General features: G+C 72.8%; 17 protein-coding genes and 4 pseudogenes. 13 read left to right on the forward strand and 8 right to left on the reverse strand.

Annotation, left to right across the window (positions count from 1 at the left end):
* The first annotated feature begins 24 nt into the window (after positions 1-24).
* A complete protein-coding gene (locus DA06_RS14935) occupies positions 25-1,047 on the forward strand; it encodes an acetylxylan esterase (RefSeq protein WP_052436797.1) in 1,023 nt (340 codons plus the stop codon).
* An 81-nt stretch (positions 1,048-1,128) separates the two neighbouring features.
* Here the strand turns inward: DA06_RS14935 and DA06_RS14940 are convergent, their stop codons facing one another.
* The gene (locus tag DA06_RS14940) at positions 1,129-1,386 is read right to left on the reverse strand and encodes a GlsB/YeaQ/YmgE family stress response membrane protein (protein ID WP_043501477.1); all 258 of its coding nucleotides are present in this window, start codon (positions 1,384-1,386) and stop codon (positions 1,129-1,131) included.
* 298 nt (positions 1,387-1,684) lie between these two features.
* On the opposite strand from DA06_RS14940, the pseudogene DA06_RS14945 reads away from it, so the two are divergent.
* Positions 1,685-2,395: pseudogene (locus DA06_RS14945) on the forward strand (metallophosphoesterase); the annotation flags it as partial.
* A 1,948-nt stretch (positions 2,396-4,343) separates the two neighbouring features.
* Positions 4,344-4,685 (forward strand): LPXTG cell wall anchor domain-containing protein, encoded by a 342-nt coding sequence (locus tag DA06_RS14950; protein WP_418608032.1) that lies wholly within the window; start codon positions 4,344-4,346, stop codon positions 4,683-4,685.
* Between the two features lie 154 nt (positions 4,686-4,839).
* Here the strand turns inward: DA06_RS14950 and DA06_RS14955 are convergent, their stop codons facing one another.
* Positions 4,840-5,247, reverse strand: a complete 408-nt coding sequence (locus tag DA06_RS14955; RefSeq protein ID WP_418605367.1) for a hypothetical protein — start codon at positions 5,245-5,247, stop codon at positions 4,840-4,842.
* Between the two features lie 78 nt (positions 5,248-5,325).
* On the opposite strand from DA06_RS14955, the gene infA reads away from it, so the two are divergent.
* The 7 genes and pseudogenes from infA to DA06_RS14990 all read left to right on the forward strand — a co-directional run.
* Positions 5,326-5,547: a translation initiation factor IF-1 gene (gene infA, locus DA06_RS14960; protein WP_043501486.1), complete on the forward strand. Its 222-nt coding sequence runs from the start codon at positions 5,326-5,328 to the stop codon at positions 5,545-5,547.
* Positions 5,548-5,609: 62 nt separating this feature from the next.
* Positions 5,610-5,723: a 50S ribosomal protein L36 gene (gene rpmJ, locus DA06_RS14965; protein ID WP_043501488.1), complete on the forward strand. Its 114-nt coding sequence runs from the start codon at positions 5,610-5,612 to the stop codon at positions 5,721-5,723.
* 146 nt (positions 5,724-5,869) lie between these two features.
* Positions 5,870-6,250 (forward strand): 30S ribosomal protein S13, encoded by a 381-nt coding sequence (rpsM, locus tag DA06_RS14970; protein WP_043501490.1) that lies wholly within the window; start codon positions 5,870-5,872, stop codon positions 6,248-6,250.
* Between the two features lie 67 nt (positions 6,251-6,317).
* Positions 6,318-6,725, forward strand: coding sequence for a 30S ribosomal protein S11 (gene rpsK / locus DA06_RS14975; RefSeq protein ID WP_043501492.1), 408 nt, complete (start codon positions 6,318-6,320; stop codon positions 6,723-6,725).
* 146 nt (positions 6,726-6,871) lie between these two features.
* The gene (locus DA06_RS14980) at positions 6,872-7,897 is read left to right on the forward strand and encodes a DNA-directed RNA polymerase subunit alpha (RefSeq protein ID WP_043501494.1); all 1,026 of its coding nucleotides are present in this window, start codon (positions 6,872-6,874) and stop codon (positions 7,895-7,897) included.
* Positions 7,898-7,931: 34 nt separating this feature from the next.
* A pseudogene (gene rplQ / locus DA06_RS14985) lies at positions 7,932-8,581 on the forward strand (50S ribosomal protein L17).
* A 150-nt stretch (positions 8,582-8,731) separates the two neighbouring features.
* A pseudogene (locus DA06_RS14990) lies at positions 8,732-9,355 on the forward strand (alpha/beta fold hydrolase); the annotation flags it as partial.
* 119 nt (positions 9,356-9,474) lie between these two features.
* Here DA06_RS14990 and DA06_RS14995 read toward each other — a convergent pair.
* The 5 genes and pseudogenes from DA06_RS14995 to DA06_RS15015 form a co-directional block, all read right to left on the reverse strand.
* Positions 9,475-10,257, reverse strand: a complete 783-nt coding sequence (locus tag DA06_RS14995) for an ROK family protein (RefSeq protein WP_043501495.1) — start codon at positions 10,255-10,257, stop codon at positions 9,475-9,477.
* Between the two features lie 320 nt (positions 10,258-10,577).
* The gene (locus DA06_RS15000) at positions 10,578-11,549 is read right to left on the reverse strand and encodes an ABC transporter permease subunit (RefSeq protein ID WP_418605370.1); all 972 of its coding nucleotides are present in this window, start codon (positions 11,547-11,549) and stop codon (positions 10,578-10,580) included.
* A 466-nt stretch (positions 11,550-12,015) separates the two neighbouring features.
* Positions 12,016-12,549 (reverse strand): annotated as a pseudogene (locus DA06_RS15005) (ABC transporter ATP-binding protein); the annotation flags it as partial.
* A gap of 241 nt (positions 12,550-12,790) precedes the next feature.
* Entirely contained in the window at positions 12,791-13,822 is a 1,032-nt protein-coding gene (locus tag DA06_RS15010; protein ID WP_043501504.1) for a threonine aldolase family protein, read from the reverse strand.
* A 22-nt stretch (positions 13,823-13,844) separates the two neighbouring features.
* Complete coding sequence (locus DA06_RS15015; RefSeq protein ID WP_043501508.1) at positions 13,845-15,329, reverse strand: hypothetical protein; 1,485 nt, start codon at positions 15,327-15,329, stop codon at positions 13,845-13,847.
* Between the two features lie 64 nt (positions 15,330-15,393).
* Here DA06_RS15015 and DA06_RS15020 point away from each other — a divergent pair, with 64 nt between their 5' ends.
* Positions 15,394-15,846, forward strand: a complete 453-nt coding sequence (locus DA06_RS15020; RefSeq protein ID WP_418605372.1) for a TSUP family transporter — start codon at positions 15,394-15,396, stop codon at positions 15,844-15,846.
* Between the two features lie 13 nt (positions 15,847-15,859).
* A complete protein-coding gene (locus DA06_RS15025) occupies positions 15,860-16,192 on the forward strand; it encodes a DUF6221 family protein (protein ID WP_052436801.1) in 333 nt (110 codons plus the stop codon).
* A gap of 149 nt (positions 16,193-16,341) precedes the next feature.
* On the opposite strand, the gene DA06_RS15030 is transcribed toward DA06_RS15025, so the two are convergent.
* Positions 16,342-17,550 carry a bifunctional metallophosphatase/5'-nucleotidase gene (locus DA06_RS15030; RefSeq protein ID WP_052436802.1) on the reverse strand — a complete coding sequence of 403 codons (1,209 nt, stop codon included), beginning with the start codon at positions 17,548-17,550 and terminating at the stop codon, positions 16,342-16,344.
* 197 nt (positions 17,551-17,747) lie between these two features.
* On the opposite strand from DA06_RS15030, the gene DA06_RS15035 reads away from it, so the two are divergent.
* Positions 17,748-17,906 (forward strand): hypothetical protein, encoded by a 159-nt coding sequence (locus DA06_RS15035; protein ID WP_418605374.1) that lies wholly within the window; start codon positions 17,748-17,750, stop codon positions 17,904-17,906.
* Positions 17,907-18,121: the final 215 nt, after the last annotated feature.

Consider the following 18,121-nt stretch of genomic DNA (forward strand, 5'->3'; position numbering starts at 1 on the left):
GTCCCCCCGCCACCCGGAGAACAGATGCCCCTCTACGACCTGCCCCTGGCCGAGCTCGAGACCTACCGGCCGGAGGTGCCGGAGCCGGAGGACTTCGACGGGTTCTGGGCCCGGACGCTCGCGGAGGCGCGCACGGTCGAGGTGGACGTGCGGCTCGCACGCGTCGACACCGGGCTGAGGCTCGTGGAGACCTCCGACGTCACCTTCGCCGGCTTCGGCGGCCACCCCGTCCGCGGCTGGCTGACCCGCCCGGCGGGGCAGGAGGAACCGCTTCCGGCGGTCGTGGAGTTCCTCGGCTACGGCGGCGGCCGCGGCCTCCCGCACGAGCGGCTGGCCTGGGCGGCGGCGGGCTACGTCCACCTCGTCATGGACACCCGCGGGCAGGGAAGCGCCTGGGGTGCCGGCGGGGACACGCCCGACCCGGTCGGCTCCGGCCCCGCCTACCCGGGCTTCCTCACCCGCGGGCTGCTCGACCCGCACGAGCACTACTACCGGCGCGTCTTCACCGACGCCGTGCGGGCGGTCGACGCCGTGCGGAGCGTCGCGGGGGTCGACCCGGCGCGCGTCGCCGTCGTGGGAGGGAGCCAGGGCGGCGGGATCGCGCTCGCGGTGGCGGGGCTCGTCCCGGACGTCGCCGCCGTCATGGCCGACGTACCCTTCCTGTGCCACGTGCGCCGCGCGGTGGAGATCACCGACGCGCGCCCCTACTCCGAGGTGTCGGCCTACCTCGCCGTGCACCGCGGCGAGGTCGAGCGGGCCTTCCGCACGCTCTCCTACGTCGACGCGGTCAACTTCTCACGCCGGGCGGTCGCGCCGGCGCTCTTCTCCGTCGCCCTCATGGACGTCACCTGCCCGCCGTCGACCGTGTTCGCGGCGTACAACCTCTACGGGCGGCCGGCGGACGGCACGGACAAGGAGATCGTCGTCTACCCGTTCAACGGCCACGAGGGCGGCGCCGCCGAGCAGCTCGGGCGCCAGATCCGGTGGCTCGGCGCCCGGCTCGGCTCCGCCGTCGGGACGACGGACGCCGCACTCCGCTCCAGGTAGCAGCGCCGCCGCCCGGCCGCACGGTGGTACCCGGTCATGTTCCCCGTCTCCGGCATGACCGACCGCACGTCGCGGAACCGGTCAGCGGTGCGTGCGGCGGCCGGCGAGACTCTCGGCGACACCGATGAGGAGCACCGCGGCGATGACCGCGACGACGAAGCCGAGAACGTTGAGCTCGAAGATGTCGCCGGTGCCGAGGAGGTTCGCGACCACGCCGCCGATGACGGAGCCCGCAAGTCCGAGCAGCAGCGTCGCCAGCAGGCCGAGGTCCTGTTTGCCGGGCTTGATCAGTCGGGCGAGTGCGCCGATGATCAGGCCGGCGACGATGAATCCGATCATGCGGGATCTCCTCGACGTTGGTTCGGGGTTTCCAACCTCGCACGTCCGGGTCTCGTCCGCATCGGCTGAGCTGCTCGACGCCCGTCGGGTCCGGCACGCAGCGCGGCGCAGGCTCTGCCGTCGCGATCAGGCTGCACGGTCGCTCCGTCGACTTCTTCCGCCTGGTCACCGTCAGGGAGAGGCACGCCCACCCCCCGGATTTCAGACTCCGTTGGCCCCACGGTCGCCGGCTGTTCGGTCGCATCTCCTACGTTCCGGGGCGGAGCCATCCCGAATCCCCTCAAGGAGATAGATCTCGATGCCGACATCCCCCGCGTCCAGACGGCTGGCGGCCGTCGCGTCCGCGGCAGTCCTCGCCTGGGCCGGCCTGGTCGCCGTCGGGCCCCTGGCCGGCGCCAGCACGACCTCCGCCTCCGGGCTGGAGCTGATCACGGACGACGTCGACCCCGCCCGGCCCCGCGCGGAGGCGCTCGAGGTCGCCGTCATCAGCGACTACGGCGCGTGCGGCTACGGCGTCCCGGCCAAGTGCGCGGACGAGCAGGCGGTCGCCGACATGGTCCACTCCTGGGATCCGGACTTCATCCTCACCGGCGGGGACAACAACCAGCAGCAGGCCACCGAGGAGCAGGTCCGGCTCTCGGTCGCGCCGTACGCGGAGGACATCGAGGCCGGGATCTTCTTCCCCATCTTCGGCAACCACGACTACGGCAACAGCTGCGACGCCGAGGGAGCGAAGTACTCCATCCAGTACCTCGGCGTGCCGCAGTCCTACCGCGCCGTGCTGGGCAACGGCCTGCTCGAGTGGGTCAACCCCAACGGTGCCTGCGAGACCTCCAGCGGTGACCGGATGCCCGGCATCTACGACGACTACGTCGCGACGGTCGAGCAGTCCGAGGCGACGTGGGTGCTGACCGGGGTCCACCAGCCGCCGTACTCCTCCGGCAAGTCCGGCAACAACCTCAACCGGCGCTGGGCCGTCCACCCCGACGTCGACCTGATGATCTCCGGCCACGACCACCACGCCGAGCACGTCATCACCCCGGACGGGGACAACCTCGTGGTCACCGGCATCGGCGGCGACGGCACGACCAGCCTGTTCGCCCCGACCACGGGAAGCCAGTGGCGCGACAACGAGAACCTCGGCGCGATGCGGCTGACCATCACCGAGGACACGCTGCGGGCGGAGTTCGTCGCTCTCGGCGGGGAGACGATGTACGAGTTCACCCTCGGCCACGACGCCGATGGCGACACCGTGGTCCTTGACCAGTCCGAGGTCGGGGACCCCGGCACCGGAACCGACCCGAACCCGGCGGTCCCCGCCCGCCCGGAGGTCTCCTTCGACCTCGCGGCCGGCCGCGCGGACGGCCTGGAGGCCGTGCAGTTCACCGACGGGCCCTGGGAGCAGACCGAGGTGGACGGTCGCCCGGCCATCCAGCTGCTGCGCAACCCCGACGGCGGAGGCAACCACCTGTACCTGCACGTCGACGACGCCGCCATGTCCGGCGGCCCGTACGACATGGAGGCCGAGGTGACCTACCGCAGCGACGTGGCGGGCACCTTCACCCTGCAGTACGAGAACGGCGCGACCGGGCAGGCGTACTCCCGGGCCGACGGCGTGAGCATCGGCGCCGACGAGGTCGGCACCTGGCAGACCGCCACCGTCCCGCTGCCCGCCGCCAGCTTCAACAACCGCCAGAACGGCAGTTCCGACCTGCGCGTGCTTGCCTCGGACAACCTGCCGGTCGCCATCTCCGCCATGACGATCCGCAGCACGGTGGAGGAGCTGCCCGGCGTCACCGCCAGCCTGGTGGCCGGTCAGGAGCCGGACGGCCTGTCCGCCGTCGAGTACCCCAGCGGTCCGTTCACGTGGGGCGAGGTGGACGGCCGGCAGGTGCTTCTCACGCAGCCGAACCCCGAGGGTGCGACCGGCAACCTGTACCTCGCCGTCGACGACCGCTACCTGGCTGGCGGCCCGCAGGACGCCTGGCTGACGCTGACCTACCGCCCCGAGGAAGCCGGCCGGTTCCAGGTCCAGTACGAGAACGGCGCCGAGGGCACGACGTACTTCAGCGCCGACGCCGTCACAGTCACCGACGAGCAGATGGGCGCCTGGCAGACCGCCACCGTGGCGCTGCCGGACGCGGCGTTCAACAACCGCCAGAACGGCAGCGCCGACCTCCGGCTGCGTCTTCCGAAGAACTTCCCGCTGGTGGTCTCCGAGATCGTCCTGACGACCGTGGACCCCGCCACGACGCCGGAGCCGGAGCCCCAGCCCGGGCCGACCGTGCCGGGCAGCGTGCTGAGCCCGGTGTCCTGGACGCCCGAGCGGTCCGCCGGGTTCGGCCCGCTCGTGTACGAGAGCGGCCCGTTCACGATCGAGTCCGACGAGACCGGCAGCTACCTGCAGGTGCAGCGCAACCCGGTGAACGCGGGCAACAACCTCTACCTGGGCGCCGACGACGCCCTGCTGGCCGGCGGGCCGCACGAGGTGTGGTTCAGCTTCGAGTACCGCTCGCCGGTGCCGGGCGAGATCGTCCTGCAGTACGACGACGCCACCACGGGCACCGCCTACCACACCGCCGAGCCGGTCACGGTGGCCGCGGAGGACGTCGACACCTGGCGGACCGCCACGATCCACCTGCCCGCCGCCCTCTTCCAGAACCGGCAGAACGCCAGCGCCGACATGCGGCTGCGCGGCGGCGACAACCTGCCGTTCCAGGTCCGCTCGATGGCCATCGCCACGGAGGAGCCGGGCACGGCGCCGCCTACCGAGGAGCCCACCGAGGAGCCGACGGACAGCCCCACGGAGGACCCGACCGACGAGCCGACCGGGGGGCGCCACGGACGCGCCCGACGAGAAGCCCGCTGCGCCGTCGCCCTCCGACCTCACGGAGGAACGGCGCGGCACGGTGGACGCCCCCGCGACCGCGATCGCCGGCGACGCCGTGACCGTCACCGTGGGAGCCGAGCACGCCGGGCGCGCGGTGCACGGCTGGCTCTTCAGCGATCCCGTCTTCCTCGGCGCGGCGACGGTCAGCGCGGAGGGCACGGCGGAGTTCACCGTCCCGGCCGACGTGCCCGCCGGCGAGCACCGCCTCGCGGTCACGGCCGCCGACGGCACCCTCCTGGGCTGGGACACGCTGATGATCCTCGCGCCGACCGGCCCGGCCCCCGCGCCCTCGGGTCTGGGCAGCCTGCCGTCGACCGGTGCCGGCCAGATCGGCCTGCTCCTGACCGCTGCGGCGCTGGTGGTCGCGGGTCTGGTGCTGGTGCGCCGCCGCGCCCAGCCCCTGGGGTAGCCGCAGGGAGAACGCGGACGAGGCGCTCCGCCCGCGGGCCTTCTGCCTGGGGGAGGAGCGCCTCGTCCACCATGCCCGGGTGCCGTCGCGTTCCGTCTCCGGGGAACGGGAAGGACACAGCCCAGGTTCACCGGACCGGCGTGCGCCCGAGACCTCAGAGACGCAGGGCGATCTGCGCGATCGTGCGCACCGCGGGGAGGATCTGGTCGAAGGACTCCCGGTAGAGCGACAGCTCGCGCCGGTACGGGTCGACGATGTCGTCGAGGTCGGGGTCCACCGCGGCGCGGTGGGCGGCGGCCAGCGGGATGAGGGCGTCGAGGCGGGAGGCGGCGGCACGCAGGCCCGGCCGCCCCGCAGGGCGGCCGCACCGACCACGGGTCCGCTCTCTCTTCCCCCGGGGAGGGCGGGCCCGTGCCACGTCCGGGCGGCCCCTCGCCACGTCCGTCGGGTATGGTGGGCGGCCCGCCGGGCGGACCCGGAGAACGAACTCCGGGTGACCTCGGTCACCGGCCGCCCCGGTTCCCGGTGTGCGCGTCATGCCGTAGGATGGACTGCTGGGCATGGCTTCACCTTCGTCGCGCCTGCGCGAGACCGTGGCGAGCCATCACCATGACAGCAGCAACCAACGTGAGCGGGAGTAATGGCGAAGAAGGACGGCGTCATCGAGATCGAGGGCAGTGTTGTCGAGGCTCTTCCGAACGCGATGTTCCGCGTGGAGCTGAGCAACGGGCACAAGGTCCTCGCCCACATCTCGGGCAAGATGCGCCAGCACTACATCCGGATCCTCCCCGAGGACCGGGTGGTCGTCGAGCTGAGCCCGTACGACCTCACCCGGGGTCGCATCGTCTACCGCTACAAGTAACCACCACGATCGAAACGCCGTCGGCGGACCTGGGTCCACCGTGCGCGGCGGCGGAGGAAGACATGAAGGTCAAGCCCAGCGTCAAGAAGATCTGCGACAACTGCAAGGTGATCCGTCGGCACGGCCGCGTCATGGTCATCTGCACCAACGTTCGCCACAAGCAGCGCCAGGGCTGAGACCCTGACCGCCGGGAGCAGCGCCCCGGCACCGCGCGCCGCCAGCACCGTCGGCAACGACGGCGCAGCCCCCGGCTCGGAGGCCGGGGCCCGCATCCCGCGGGATGGCGGTGCGGAAGACCTCCGACCCACAACAGGAGTCAAAGTTGGCACGTCTCTCCGGCGTCGACCTCCCCCGCGAGAAGCGGCTCGAGGTTGCGCTCACCTACATCTACGGCGTCGGCCGCACGCGCGCGGCCGAGACGCTCGCCGCCACCGGCGTGAGCCCTGACCTGCGGGTCAAGGACATGACCGACGCGGACCTCGTCGCGCTGCGTGACTACATCGAGGGCAACTTCAAGGTCGAGGGTGACCTCCGCCGCGAGGTCGCCGCGGACATCCGCCGCAAGGTGGAGATCGGCAGCTACCAGGGTCTGCGCCACCGCCGTGGCCTGCCCGTCCACGGTCAGCGCACCAAGACCAACGCGCGCACCCGCAAGGGCCCGAAGCGCACCGTCGCCGGCAAGAAGAAGGCCGGCAAGAAGTAGCAGTCCGAGACCGGTGCCCCGCCGGCGCCGGACCGGTCCGACGACCTCACAGGAGTAGGAACCCTCTATGCCCCCCAAGACCCGTACGGCGACCGCGGCGCGCAAGCCGCGCCGCAAGGAGCGGAAGAACGTCTCCCACGGCCACGCCTACATCAAGAGCACCTTCAACAACACCATCGTGTCCATCACGGACCCGACCGGTGCCGTCATCGCCTGGGCCTCCTCGGGCCAGGTCGGCTTCAAGGGCTCGCGCAAGTCGACCCCGTTCGCCGCGCAGATGGCCGCCGAGGCCGCCGCTCGCCGCGCCCAGGAGCACGGCATGAAGAAGGTCGACGTCTTCGTCAAGGGTCCCGGCTCCGGCCGCGAGACCGCGATCCGCTCCCTCCAGGCCACCGGCCTCGAGGTCGGCTCGATCCAGGACGTCACGCCGCAGGCGCACAACGGCTGCCGCCCGCCGAAGCGCCGCCGCGTCTGACGACGACAGTGCATCAGCGGGGTGCGCGCGCGCGGCGTGCGCACCCCGCTGCACGACTCCCAGCACCACCCCTGCCGGACGGACCGATGCCGGCAGGTCCTCGCCCGGACGTCATATAGCGGACGTCGGCTGAAAGGAACCCTCAAGTGCTCATCGCACAGCGCCCCGCACTGACCGAAGAGGTCGTCTCCGACTACCGCTCGCGGTTCGTCATCGAGCCCCTCGAGCCCGGTTTCGGCTACACCCTCGGCAACTCGCTGCGTCGCACCCTGCTCTCCTCCATCCCGGGTGCCGCCGTGACCTCCATCCGCATCGACGGCGTGCTCCACGAGTTCTCGACCGTTCCCGGTGTCAAGGAGGACGTCACCGAGATCATCCTGAACATCAAGAACGTCGTCGTCTCCTCCGAGAACGACGAGCCCGTCGTGATGTACCTGCGCAAGCAGGGCCCGGGTGTCGTCACCGCCGGCGACATCACCCCGCCCGCCGGCGTCGAGGTGCACAACCCCGACCTGCACATCGCGACCATCAACTCCAAGGGCAAGCTGGAGATCGAGCTCACGGTCGAGCGTGGCCGCGGCTACGTCTCCGCCGTGCAGAACAAGAGCGCGGACTCGGAGATCGGCCGCATCCCGGTCGACTCCATCTACTCCCCGGTCCTGAAGGTCACCTACAAGGTCGAGGCCACCCGCGTCGAGCAGCGCACCGACTTCGACAAGCTCATCGTCGACGTCGAGACCAAGAATGCGATCGCCCCGCGCGACGCGCTCGCCTCCGCCGGCAAGACGCTGGTCGAGCTCTTCGGCCTGGCGCGTGAGCTCAACGTCGAGGCCGAGGGCATCGAGATCGGCCCCTCCCCGACGGACGCCGCGCTCGCCCAGGACCTCGCCCTGCCGATCGAGGACCTCGGTCTGCTGTCCCGGTCCTACAACTGCCTCAAGCGCGAGGGCATCCACACGGTGGGCGAGCTCGTCGCCCGCTCGGAGGCCGACCTCCTCGACATCCGCAACTTCGGTGCCAAGTCGATCGGCGAGATCAAGGAGAAGCTCGCGGGCCTGGGCCTGAGCCTCAAGGACAGCCCGGCCGACTTCGACCTCGCCAGCCACCCGGGCGCGGCCGACGACGAGGACGCCTACGGCGACATCCAGTTCAGCGACGAGCAGCCCAGCTGACCTGCTCACCCGACACCACTACCAGGAGAAACACATGCCTACCCCCGCCAAGTCCCCCGTCTGGGTGGCAGCCCCGCGCACGAGCGCCTCATGCTGGCCAACCTCGCCACCGCGCTGTTCGAGCACAAGCGGATCACCACCACCGAGCACCGCGCCAAGCGGCTGCAGCCGGTCGCGGAGAAGCTCATCACGCTGGCCAAGCGCGGCGACCTCCACGCCCGCCGCAAGGTTATGACGACCGTGCGCCGCAAGGACGTCGTCGCCGAGCTGTTCGAGGAGACCGCGCCGAAGTTCGCCGAGCGCAACGGCGGCTACACCCGCATCACCAAGGTGGGCCCGCGCAAGGGTGACAACGCCCCCATGGCGGTCATCGAGCTCGTGCTCGAGCCGGTCAGCCCCAAGCAGGCCACCGTGCGCGAGGCCGAGAAGGCCACCGCGCGCGCCGCCGCCACCGAGGCGCCGGCCACCGAGGCCCCGGCCGAGGAGCAGGTCGCCGACACCACCGCCGAGGCCGTCGAGGCCGAGGCACCCGGCGAGCAGGGTTCCGCCACCGAGGCCGTCGAGGCCGCGGCGACGGTCGAGGCCCAGCAGAACGAGGCGGAGCAGTCCGCCGCCGCGGCCACCGAGCAGGCCACGGACGCCCAGGCCGGCCAGTCCAAGGGGTCGACCGACCCGCGCAAGTGATCCACCCGCGGACGTGACGCCGTCGGCGTCCCGTCCGTCCCGAGGGGCCCGGACCGAGATGGTCTGGGCCCTTCGCGTACGCACCTCTAGCCTGGGCATGTGACCGCCCCCACCGTCGTCCTCGTCCACGGCATCCGCGCCTCGCGCACCATGTGGCTGCACCAGCTCGGCGCGCTCGAGGCCGCCGGCGTCCCGGCCGTCGCCCCCGACCTGCCCGGGCACGGCTCCCGGGCGGGCGAGGCCTTCACCGTCGCCGCCGCGCTCGAGACGATCGAGTCGGCCGTCGCCGGGATCGACGGGCCGTTCGTCGTGGCCGGCCTGTCGCTGGGCGGGTACCTCACCCTGCACTGGGCCGCGCGGACCGGGCGCCGCCCCGAGGCGCTCCTCGCGGCGTCCTGCACGACGCACGCCCCGCGGGGCGGCCCTGGCCCTCTACCGGCGGGTGGCCGGCCTGATCGGCCGGCTGCCCGACGGCGGAGCCGGGCTCAACGACCTCATGGTCCGCCGGTTCGTCCCCGAGCCGGCCCAGCAGGACCTCGCGGCGGGCGGGATGACGATGTCGGTCATGTCGGCCGCGCTGGAGGGGATGGCGAACGTCGACGCCCTTGCGGACGTCGCCCGCATCGACGTGCCGATCTGGTTCGTCAACGGCCGGTGGGACCACTTCCGCGGGGACGAGCGGCGCTTCGTCGCGGCGGCGCGCGACTCGCGGCTCGTCGTCGTCCCGGGGGCGACCCACCTGGTGTCGCTGGTCCGGCCGGTGGCGTTCAACCGGGTGCTGCTCGAGCTCGTGGACGAGGTCGCCCGTGCCGGGGAGCCCGCCGACGCGGACACGGGTCCCGCCGACGCCCTCACCGAGCCCGCGGCACCCGTCACGGACGCCGGGGCGCCGGTCACGGAACCCGCGGCTCCCGTCCCGGGACGCGCAGGTCCCACGCCCTGACGCCACCCACGATCCCGGCCGAGTTCGGCACGATGACGACGTCGTCGCCGAGCCGGGCCAGGGCCTGCGGGGTGATCCGGCGCGAGTTGCCCCCACCGAGGTAGAGCCGGTCCCACAGGTACATCGGGCGCAGCGCCTCGACGACGTTGCGCACCCGGCGCGACCACATGGCGTCCCCGAGCCGGAGACGCTCGTGCTCGCCGATGTAGTCGTCGTAGGTCAGGCCCCACTTCACCGGCCCCTGGCTCAGCTCGACGTGCGGAGCGAGCGTGCCGCCGTCGAACACGGCGTTGCCCAGGCCGGTTCCCAGGGTCACGATCATCTCCAGGCCGGCGCCGGTGATCGCGCCGGCGCCGTGCACCTCGGCGTCGTTGAGCACCAGCGCCGGCATGCCGAGCTCGCGCTCGACGGCGCCCTTCATGTCGAACCCGGACCAGTGCAGCTCCAGCTCGGGCAGGACCCGGGTCCGCGGTCCTGCCTTGGTGATGTAGTGCGGCGTTCGGATGACGACGCCGTGGCGCAGCATGCCCGGCATCCCCACCGTCGCGCGGTCGGCGGGCGGCAGCTGCTCGGCGAGGGAGGCGATGGTGCGCACCAGCCTGGACGGCGGGAGCGGGTACGGGGTGGTGGCCCGCACGGGCTGGGCGTGCATCGTGCCGGCGGCGTCGAGCACCGACGCCTTGATGCCGCCGCCGCCGCAGTCGACGGCGAGCGTCGCGGTCGTGGGCTTCACCGCGCGAGAGTATCGCGACCGCGTGCCCCCGCCGGTGCGCCCGGGCGGGCCGCCGGCTCGGTGCCGGCCGCCCGCCCGGTGACCTCGCGGCGGTCGTCGGGCAGCCGCCGCGTGAGGCCGCGCCGGTCGAGGTGCTCGGACGGCGCCCACGGCCAGCCCCTCGACGTCCAGGGGACCGCACCACCACCGGCGCGGCCCCGTCACCCGCGGAACGTCGTCGTCCCGCCCCTCGCCTCCCCCGAAGCCGCCCCACAGAGCGGGCCAGGGGACCCCGTGGTCACCCATGCTCCACGGTCCCACGCGTGTGGTTCCCACGGGCGTCAAACCGCGTCCCGGCGGCGGAGCACGAGCGCGCCCGCCAGCACGACGACGGCGGTGAGGGTGACGAGGTAGACGGCCGAGTGCCCGAACGCGAGCGATCTCTCCGTGAACTCGCACGTGGTGCCGGTCGGCCCGGTGGTGCACACGTCCACGAAGTAGCTGGCGCCTCGGTTGATCCAGCCTTCCACGTTCTTCACCACCAGCCACGGCTGGAGCTCGCCGAGGTAGTTCATGAGCATCAGCTCCACGACGATCACGTAGCCGACGACGACCCCCAGGACGGCCGCCGTGTGCCGGAGGAGGAACCCGAGGGCGGCACCGACGAGGGCGAAGAGGGCGGTGAGGGCGAGGATGCGGAGCACCATCGTCCCGGTGCCGGACCAGTGCCGTGTGGTCATGCCGTCCGCCAGTCCGTACCGGTCCGTGACGGCCCAGGCGCCCGCCACCGTCACGACGAGGACGACCGCGGCGGCCGGCAGCACACCGAGCGCGGCCGCGAGCAGCTTGGCGACGTACACGCGCAGACGGCGCGGCTCGAACGTGAGCCACGTGCTCAGGGAGCCGGTGCTCACCTCCGCCGCGGTGAAGGTCGCGCCGACGAGGAAGGCCAGGAACACCAGCAGCGTCGCGGCAGCCCCGACCGTGCCCGGCAGGGAGTCCTGGAGCTCAGGCGCGCTGACGAGAAACCACTCCGGCTGGGGCTCGAGGCTCTCGCAGCCGAAGTCGACGTCCTGGCCCGTGCTCTCGCGTTCCAGCTCCTCGTCCGCGCGGCACTGCGCCTCGATCTCCTCGCCGTTCTCCTCCCAGTCGGCACGGGCACGCTCGTACTCCGCCTGCGCCTGCGCCCGGGCCTCGTCCGACATCGGCTGGGCCGACTGCCGCACGCCGAGGAGCAGCAGGCCGGTGACCGCGAGCGCGCCGGCCATCGCCAGGACCACGAGGCGGCGGGAGAAGAGCCGGCGGAGCTCCACCCGGGAGAGCCGGCCGATCATGGCTTGCCAGTCCCGGCCGCCACCGGGGTCCGCGTGCCGGCCCCTGGGCGGCGGCGCCTGCGCGAGCCCCTCGCCGGCGGTGAGGTCGATGAAGACCTGCTCGAGGTCGACGCGCAGCGGCGTGAGCTCGTGGACGTAGATGCCGTTGCGGGCGAGCAGCTCGGTGATCCGGGCGGGGTCCTCGACCGCCGCGCACCCGCAGCGCCGGCCCGTCCCGCCGCACCCGCAGCCCCGCCGCGGTCAGGACCTCCGCCGCCGCACCGGGGTCCGGGACCCCGACCCGTACCGCGGTGAACCCCCGCTCACCGATGACGTCCGCCACGCGGCCCTCGGCGAGCACGCGTCCGCGGCCGATGATGGTGACCGTGTCCGCCACCTGCTCGACCTCGGCCAGGATGTGGCTGGACACCAGCACGGTGCGGCCCTCGTCACCGAGCCGGCGCATGGTCTGGCGGATCTCGCGGATGCCCGCGGGGTCGAGCCCGTTGGTCGGCTCGTCGAAGATGAGCAGGTCGGGCGACTTCAGCAGGGTCGCCGCGATGGCGAGGCGCTGCTTCATGCCGAGCGAGTAGCCCTTGTACCGGTCGCGCGCGCGGTCCGCGAGCCCGGTGGACTCCAGCACCTCGTCCACGCGGGCGGGCGGTGCGCCGATCGCCCCGGCGAGCAGCTCGAGGTTCCTGCGCCCGGTGAAGGTCGGGAAGAACTTCGGCGACTCCACGATCGCACCGACACGACCGACCACCCGGGGCAGGGACGCCGGCACCTCGTGGCCGAAGATCCGCATGGTCCCCGACTCCGCCCGCACGAGCCCGAGCAGCATCCGGATCGTGGTGGTCTTGCCCGAGCCGTTCGGACCGAGGAACCCGTGCACGCCGCCTGCGGGCACCCGCAGGTCGAGGCCCTCCCACCCCCCACCCGCGCCGGCCCTGCCGCGGTAGGTGCGGCGCAGCGCCGTGGTCTCGATCGCCAGCTGACTCATCCGTGCTCCAGTGCTCGGGACGGTTGAAGGCTGACACGCCGGGCTGCGCCGGCATGTCGCGGACTCGGCGAGACGTCCTGACCTGGCCGGATGCTACGGCGCGGGACGCCTGCGCCGTCGGAAACACGCCGGTCTCCCACAGCGGGCGTCGCGGCCCGGTGCGCACCGCGTCCCGTGCGCGCCGGGCCGAGACGGCCGCGGGCGGTCGTCGCTGAGCTCCGGCACCCGGCCGGAGAGCGCCCTACGCGGGCAGGAGGGGCGCCAGCTTCGCGACCAGGGCGTCGACGTCCTCCTCGGTCGTGTCGAACGAGGCGACGGCTCGGACGGTGCCGGCGTCCCAGGCGAGCACCGGCGCCTCCGCGACGACGCGCGGCAGCACCTCGGGCGGCACCGGGACGAAGACGGCGTTGGCCTGGACGGGGTGGCGCGGGGTCACGCCGAGACCGGCGAGGCGCTCGACGAGGAGGTCCGCCGCGGCGTTGGCGCGCGCGGCGTTCTCCCGCCACAGGTCGTCCTCGAGGAGGGCGAGGATCTGGGCCGAGACGAACCGCAGCTTCGAGGCGAGCTGGGTGGAGGCCTTGCGGAGCCGGTCCACGGGCTCGGCGAGGGCGGGATCGAGCACGACGACGGCGTCGCCGAGGAGCAGGCCGTTCTTCGTGCCGCCGAAGGACAGGACGTCGACGCCGGAGGTCAGCTCGCGCAGCCCCGTGCCCAGGCGGGCGGCGGCGTTGGCGACGCGGGCGCCGTCGACGTGGACGCGGGCGCCCCGCTCGCGCGCGAAGCCGGTGAGGGCGGTGAGCTCGTCGAGGGTGTAGGTGGTGCCGAGCTCGGTGCTCTGGGCCACGGAGACGGCGGCGGGCCGGGCGTGGTGGACGGTGCCGTCGTAGGCGTCGAAGGCGGGCGCGAGCAGCTCCGGCGTCGCCTTGCCCTCCTGCGACGCGACGGTGACGATGCGGGTGCCGCCGACCAGCTGGGGCGCGGTGGACTCGTCGTTGACCATGTGGGACTCGACCGTGGCGACGACGGCGTCCCACCGCTGCAGCAGGGCCTGGACGGCCACGACGTTGGCGCCCGTGCCGTTGAAGACCGGAAAGATCGTCGCGTCCGGGCCGAAGAGGTCGCGGACGTGTTCCTGCAGGGCCGCGGTGAACGGGTCGGCGCCGTAGGAGGGGGCGTGCCCCTCGTTGGCTGCGGCGAGGGCGGCGAGGACCTTGGGGTGCACGCCGGAGGAGTTGTCGGAGAGGAACCCGCGGGTGAGCGTCACGGGCACCATTCTGGACCGCCCCGGACCGTGCTCATGACGCGGCGCGGGCCGCCCGGTACATCTCACGAGCCTGCTCGAAGCCGATCACCCAGCCCGTCTGCCGGATGCTGCGGTAGAAGGGCGTGGTGAGCATCTCCCCGTCGGCGTCGTAGACCTCCGGGAAGCCGCCGTTGGCGACCATCGCGTCGGCGTAGGAGTCGAGGTGCCGGCCCGCCTCGTCGAGGTAGTGCCTCTCTCCCGTCGCGCGGTGGAGCAGCACGAGCGTCTTGACGTACTCCATGCCCCAGAAGCTCCAGATCGAGTCCCCGCCGTACGAGGCGACGGCGAGCCGTACCACCGGGACCTGGCGGTGCGCGCGCGTGTCCGCGTGGTACTTGATGGCCAGCGGCTCGGCGATCCCGTTCGCCCGGACGTGCTCGACGGACCGGGTGAAGTACTCGCGCTCGGCCGGGGCCATGGGGTCGAGGAAGCCGGTGGCCAGGACGATCAGCCAGTCGGAGGAGTAGTACCTCCGGGCGACGCCCTCGTCCGAGAGGTCCTCGAGGAAGTAGCCGTCCTCGGGAAGCCAGAACGCCTCGAGGATCGACGCCTTGAGGTCGTCGCGGAAGGCGGCGTCGTCCTCCACGATCCCGAGGCGGGCCGCGAGCTCGGCCGTCTTCCAGAGGACCACGTTGTCGTAGAGGGCGGAGCGGCGCTGGGTGATGTCCTTCGCCCCGGACAGGCGCAGGGACCGCCTCACGAGGACCCGCTCCGGGTCGAGGACGCGTTCGCGGTAGGTGCGGTAGTGGTGCGCGAGGCTGTCGCGGTAGCGGCGCGTCAGCTCGGCGGCCGCCCCGGCGGTGCCGAGCTCGTGCACGTCGGGCGCGTACGGCGCCGGCCGGCCCGGCTCGAGACCGGAGAGCGCCGCGAGCGCGTACAGCATCCCGAACAGCGTGTCCGACGGGTAGTGGTAGAAGTTCACGCACGTGGTGGCGTTGCGCCCGGTGGCGACGATGGTGGTGGTGAGCTCGGGCTGCTTGTCGAACACCCCGAGGGCGTGCGCGAGCGTCTGGAGGTACGTGACCTGACGGTTCCGCCAGTCCTGGGCGGTGCCGGGGATCGCCCGGTCGAGCATGGGGTAGAAGAACACGCCGAGGTTGCGCACGAACAGCGCCGTGAAGTGGTCGCCGGAGATGAGCAGCAGGCGGCCGGGGTCGAACCGGAGCGCGTGGACGTCGGCGATCACGCCGTCGACGGTGCCCGCCCGGGACCGGGGGCTGCGGAGGTAACGGGTGCCGAGCACCTGCAGGCCGCAGGCGTAGACGGCGAGCATCCGCCAGAGGGCTCCCTGACGGACGACGAGGCGGTCGTTGCGGTCGACGGTCCGCAGGACTCCGTCGGTGAAGCGGGCGGTGTAGGTCGCGCGCACCATCGTGAACCGGGAGAACGGGTCGGTCACGTAGGTGAAGACCACCGAGCACAGGGCGATCAGGGCCGAGACGGCGGCGAGCAGCGGCGAGGTCAGGACACGGAGCACGGAGCGGGACCCATCTGACGCAGGTGCGACGGGCCGGTGGCGCCCGTCCCCGGCGAGGGTACCGGTGTGCACGGGGCGCGCAGCCCGGGCAGTCGTCGGGGCGGGCCGGGGCGTCGGACGTGCCCGGATCCGGCCGGCCTGGCGCCGGGCCGGGCAGATCATGTTCTGGGCGGCCCTGGTCGGTGTCCTCACCGGGTTCTTCGGGGTAGGAGGCGGGTTCGCCGTCGTCCCGGCCCTCACGCTGGCGCTCGGGTTCGGCATGCGGGAGGCCGTCGGCACGTCGCTGCTGGTCATCGTGGTCAACTCGGCCGTCGGTCTGCTGGCACGCCTCGGGACGCACCCGGACGTCGACTGGGTCCTCGTCGGAGCGTTCATGGCGGCGTCGATCGCCGCCGGCCAGGTCGGCGCCCGGATCTCCGCCCGGGCCCGCCCCGAGGCGCTGTCTCTCGCGTTCGGTCTGCTGCTCGCCGGGGTGGCCGTCGCTACCGCCGTGCAGGTGGTCAGCCAGCTCACCTGAGACCATCGGTGGGATGGACGTCACCGAGTTCCTGCGTGCCCGTCTCGCCGAGGACGAGGAGGCGCTGCTCCGCGACGCGAGGACCCTGGACGAGCCCCACGGCCCGGGACCGGCGACCCGGCCGGCCGACCCGGTCGCGCTGCGCCGCCGTCGGGCGGAGCTGGGCGCCAAGCGCGCCATCCTGGAGCTGCACCAGGGACTCTCCGACATCTGGGGGTTCCACGGCTGCCTGACGTGCGGCAACGTCGCCGACACCACGGCCGGCTACCCGTGCCCCACCGTGCGCGAGCTGGCCGCCGTCTACGACGACCACCCCGCCTACGACGAGGCGTGGCGCCCACGCTGACAACCGGCCCCAGCGCCTCGTCGAGCACCGGGCCCTGCCGGCGCCCGCGCCGATGGCGCCCGATCCGTCGGGTTTGACCGAGGCCCTGCCCGCCTCCGGGCAGGACCTCGTCGTCCCGCAGCGTCGCGCTGCCAGGCGGGGCGCCCCGGTCAGTGGCGGGCCTGCGACCTGTCCGTCGCCGGGGGCGCGACGGGCGACCCGTCGGCCATGTGGTGCCACAGCGCGTCGTTGGCGTTGAACAGGCTGCGCTCCTGGCCGGCGGCGTGCGTCATGTCGGCGAACTGCGAGGTGCCGGGCTGCAGGAACGCTCCGGAGGTCGACGCGACGCGGTACGTCGCGTTCGGCCTGAGAGGCCTGCCGTCGATGCGCACGTCGCCCGGGTCGATCCGGCTCCCCACCGGCCTGTCCAGGTCGTACGTGTAGCGCACGTTGCCGGATACGGCGAGGTGCTTGTGGGTCACCGCTCCGGTCGCCGCCTGCTGCCACTGGCTCTCGAGCAGCGCGTCCAGGTCACGCCCGGTCAGGTCACCGCTGACGACGCCGTGCCCGATCCCGCTGTCGACGACGGTGCCGACGACGACCTCGCCGAAGAGCACCGTCCCCGGAGCGTCGGCCGGGTGCGACGACGGCGCGTAGCTCACGTCGCGCAGGACGGTGCCCGGAAGCACCAGGCCCAGATCGGCGCCGACGTCGGTCCGTGCGGCCGCCAGGAAGGCGTCGGCGGTGAGGTTGGCCAGCGGGGACTCCGCCACGTCCCCCGCCGAGCGCGGGAGGTCGGCGCTCACCTCCGCGACCTTGGTCGCGCCGCGCTCCGCCGCCATCTGCTCCCAGTGGTCCGCGATGGCGAGCGTGCCGGCGTCGGGCTCGACGTCCTGGGTGTTGGCGTGGAGCGTCGAGACGGTCCGGTCACGTAGCACGTCGCCGGTGTCGGGGTCGATGAAGAGGTTGATCTCGCTGACCAGCCGTCCGTGGTTGCCGCCCTGGACGACGGGCCGCGGCTCGCCGGCCGGGTCCTCCAGCACGCAGTTCACGATGCCGTGCCAGTGGCCCGTGACGATGGCGTCGACCTCCGGGCTGATGCGCGCGTTGAGGTCGTCGACCACCGGGCCCGAGGGGTTGCGGCAGTCGTTACGCCCCGAGCCGGCCTGCTGGGTGAACCCCTCGTGCACGACGGCGACCACCGTCTCGACGCCCTGCGCCCGCAGCTCCTCTGTGTACCTGTTGACCGCGTCGGCCTCGTCCTCGGCGTGGTAGCCGCTCGGCGTGTAGGACATGCCTTCGCGCAGCGACCCCTCGAACGTGGCGTGGACGAAGCCGACCGGGATCGTGCCGCCGGCGCCGTCGTCGATCTGGCGCACGTGGTACGGCGGCAGGGCCGGCTTTCCCCGTGCTCTCGTCGACGACGTTCGCGCTGTAGTACGGGAAGTCGGCGCCGCTGAAGGTGTGGCCCGTCGAGTCGGGGAAGCAGAGGTCGTCGTCCGGACGTCCGGCACAGGTGCCGTCCGTCATATGCTCGAGGTACGTGAAGTTCCGGTCGAGCTCGTGGTTGCCGACGGTGGAGAAGTCCAGCCCGAGGTGGTTCAGGTACTCGATGGTGGGCTCGTTCCAGAACCACTCGGTGCTGTCGGGCCACCCGGAGAAGTCGTCGCCGGCGGAGAACAGGATCGAGTTTTCCTGGCCCTCCTGGAGCTGCCGGACGTGGGTGGTCAGGTAGGCACCGCCGCCGACGGTCTCGGCGGCTTCGCCCGTGCGCGAGCCCGGGACCGTGGTGGTGTAGTCACCGAAGTACCCGTGCAGGTCGGTGATCGACAGCAGCTGTACGGGGACCGGCTCGGCGGCGGGCTCATCCACGGTGGCGGCGGCTGCAGCTGCTGGCGTCAGTGCGGCGAGCAGGCTCACGCCTGCCACCGAGATGCTTCGCTTCATCGG

Origin of the sequence: Georgenia sp. SUBG003 (assembly GCF_000715355.2) — a bacterium.
Taxonomy (GTDB): domain Bacteria; phylum Actinomycetota; class Actinomycetes; order Actinomycetales; family Actinomycetaceae; genus Georgenia.

Bases quoted from the DNA above. Each gene is read 5' to 3' on its own strand.
- rpsK (WP_043501492.1), top strand. From the start codon at position 6,318: ATGCCCCCCAAGACCCGTACGGCGACCGCGGCGCGCAAGCCGCGCCGC.
- DA06_RS14935 (WP_052436797.1), top strand. From the start codon at position 25: ATGCCCCTCTACGACCTGCCCCTGGCCGAGCTCGAGACCTACCGGCCG.
- DA06_RS14940 (WP_043501477.1), bottom strand. From the start codon at position 1,386: ATGATCGGATTCATCGTCGCCGGCCTGATCATCGGCGCACTCGCCCGA.
- DA06_RS14955 (WP_418605367.1), bottom strand. From the start codon at position 5,247: ATGCCCAGCAGTCCATCCTACGGCATGACGCGCACACCGGGAACCGGG.
- rpmJ (WP_043501488.1), top strand. From the start codon at position 5,610: ATGAAGGTCAAGCCCAGCGTCAAGAAGATCTGCGACAACTGCAAGGTG.
- DA06_RS15010 (WP_043501504.1), bottom strand. From the start codon at position 13,822: ATGGTGCCCGTGACGCTCACCCGCGGGTTCCTCTCCGACAACTCCTCC.
- infA (WP_043501486.1), top strand. From the start codon at position 5,326: ATGGCGAAGAAGGACGGCGTCATCGAGATCGAGGGCAGTGTTGTCGAG.
- DA06_RS15025 (WP_052436801.1), top strand. From the start codon at position 15,860: ATGGACGTCACCGAGTTCCTGCGTGCCCGTCTCGCCGAGGACGAGGAG.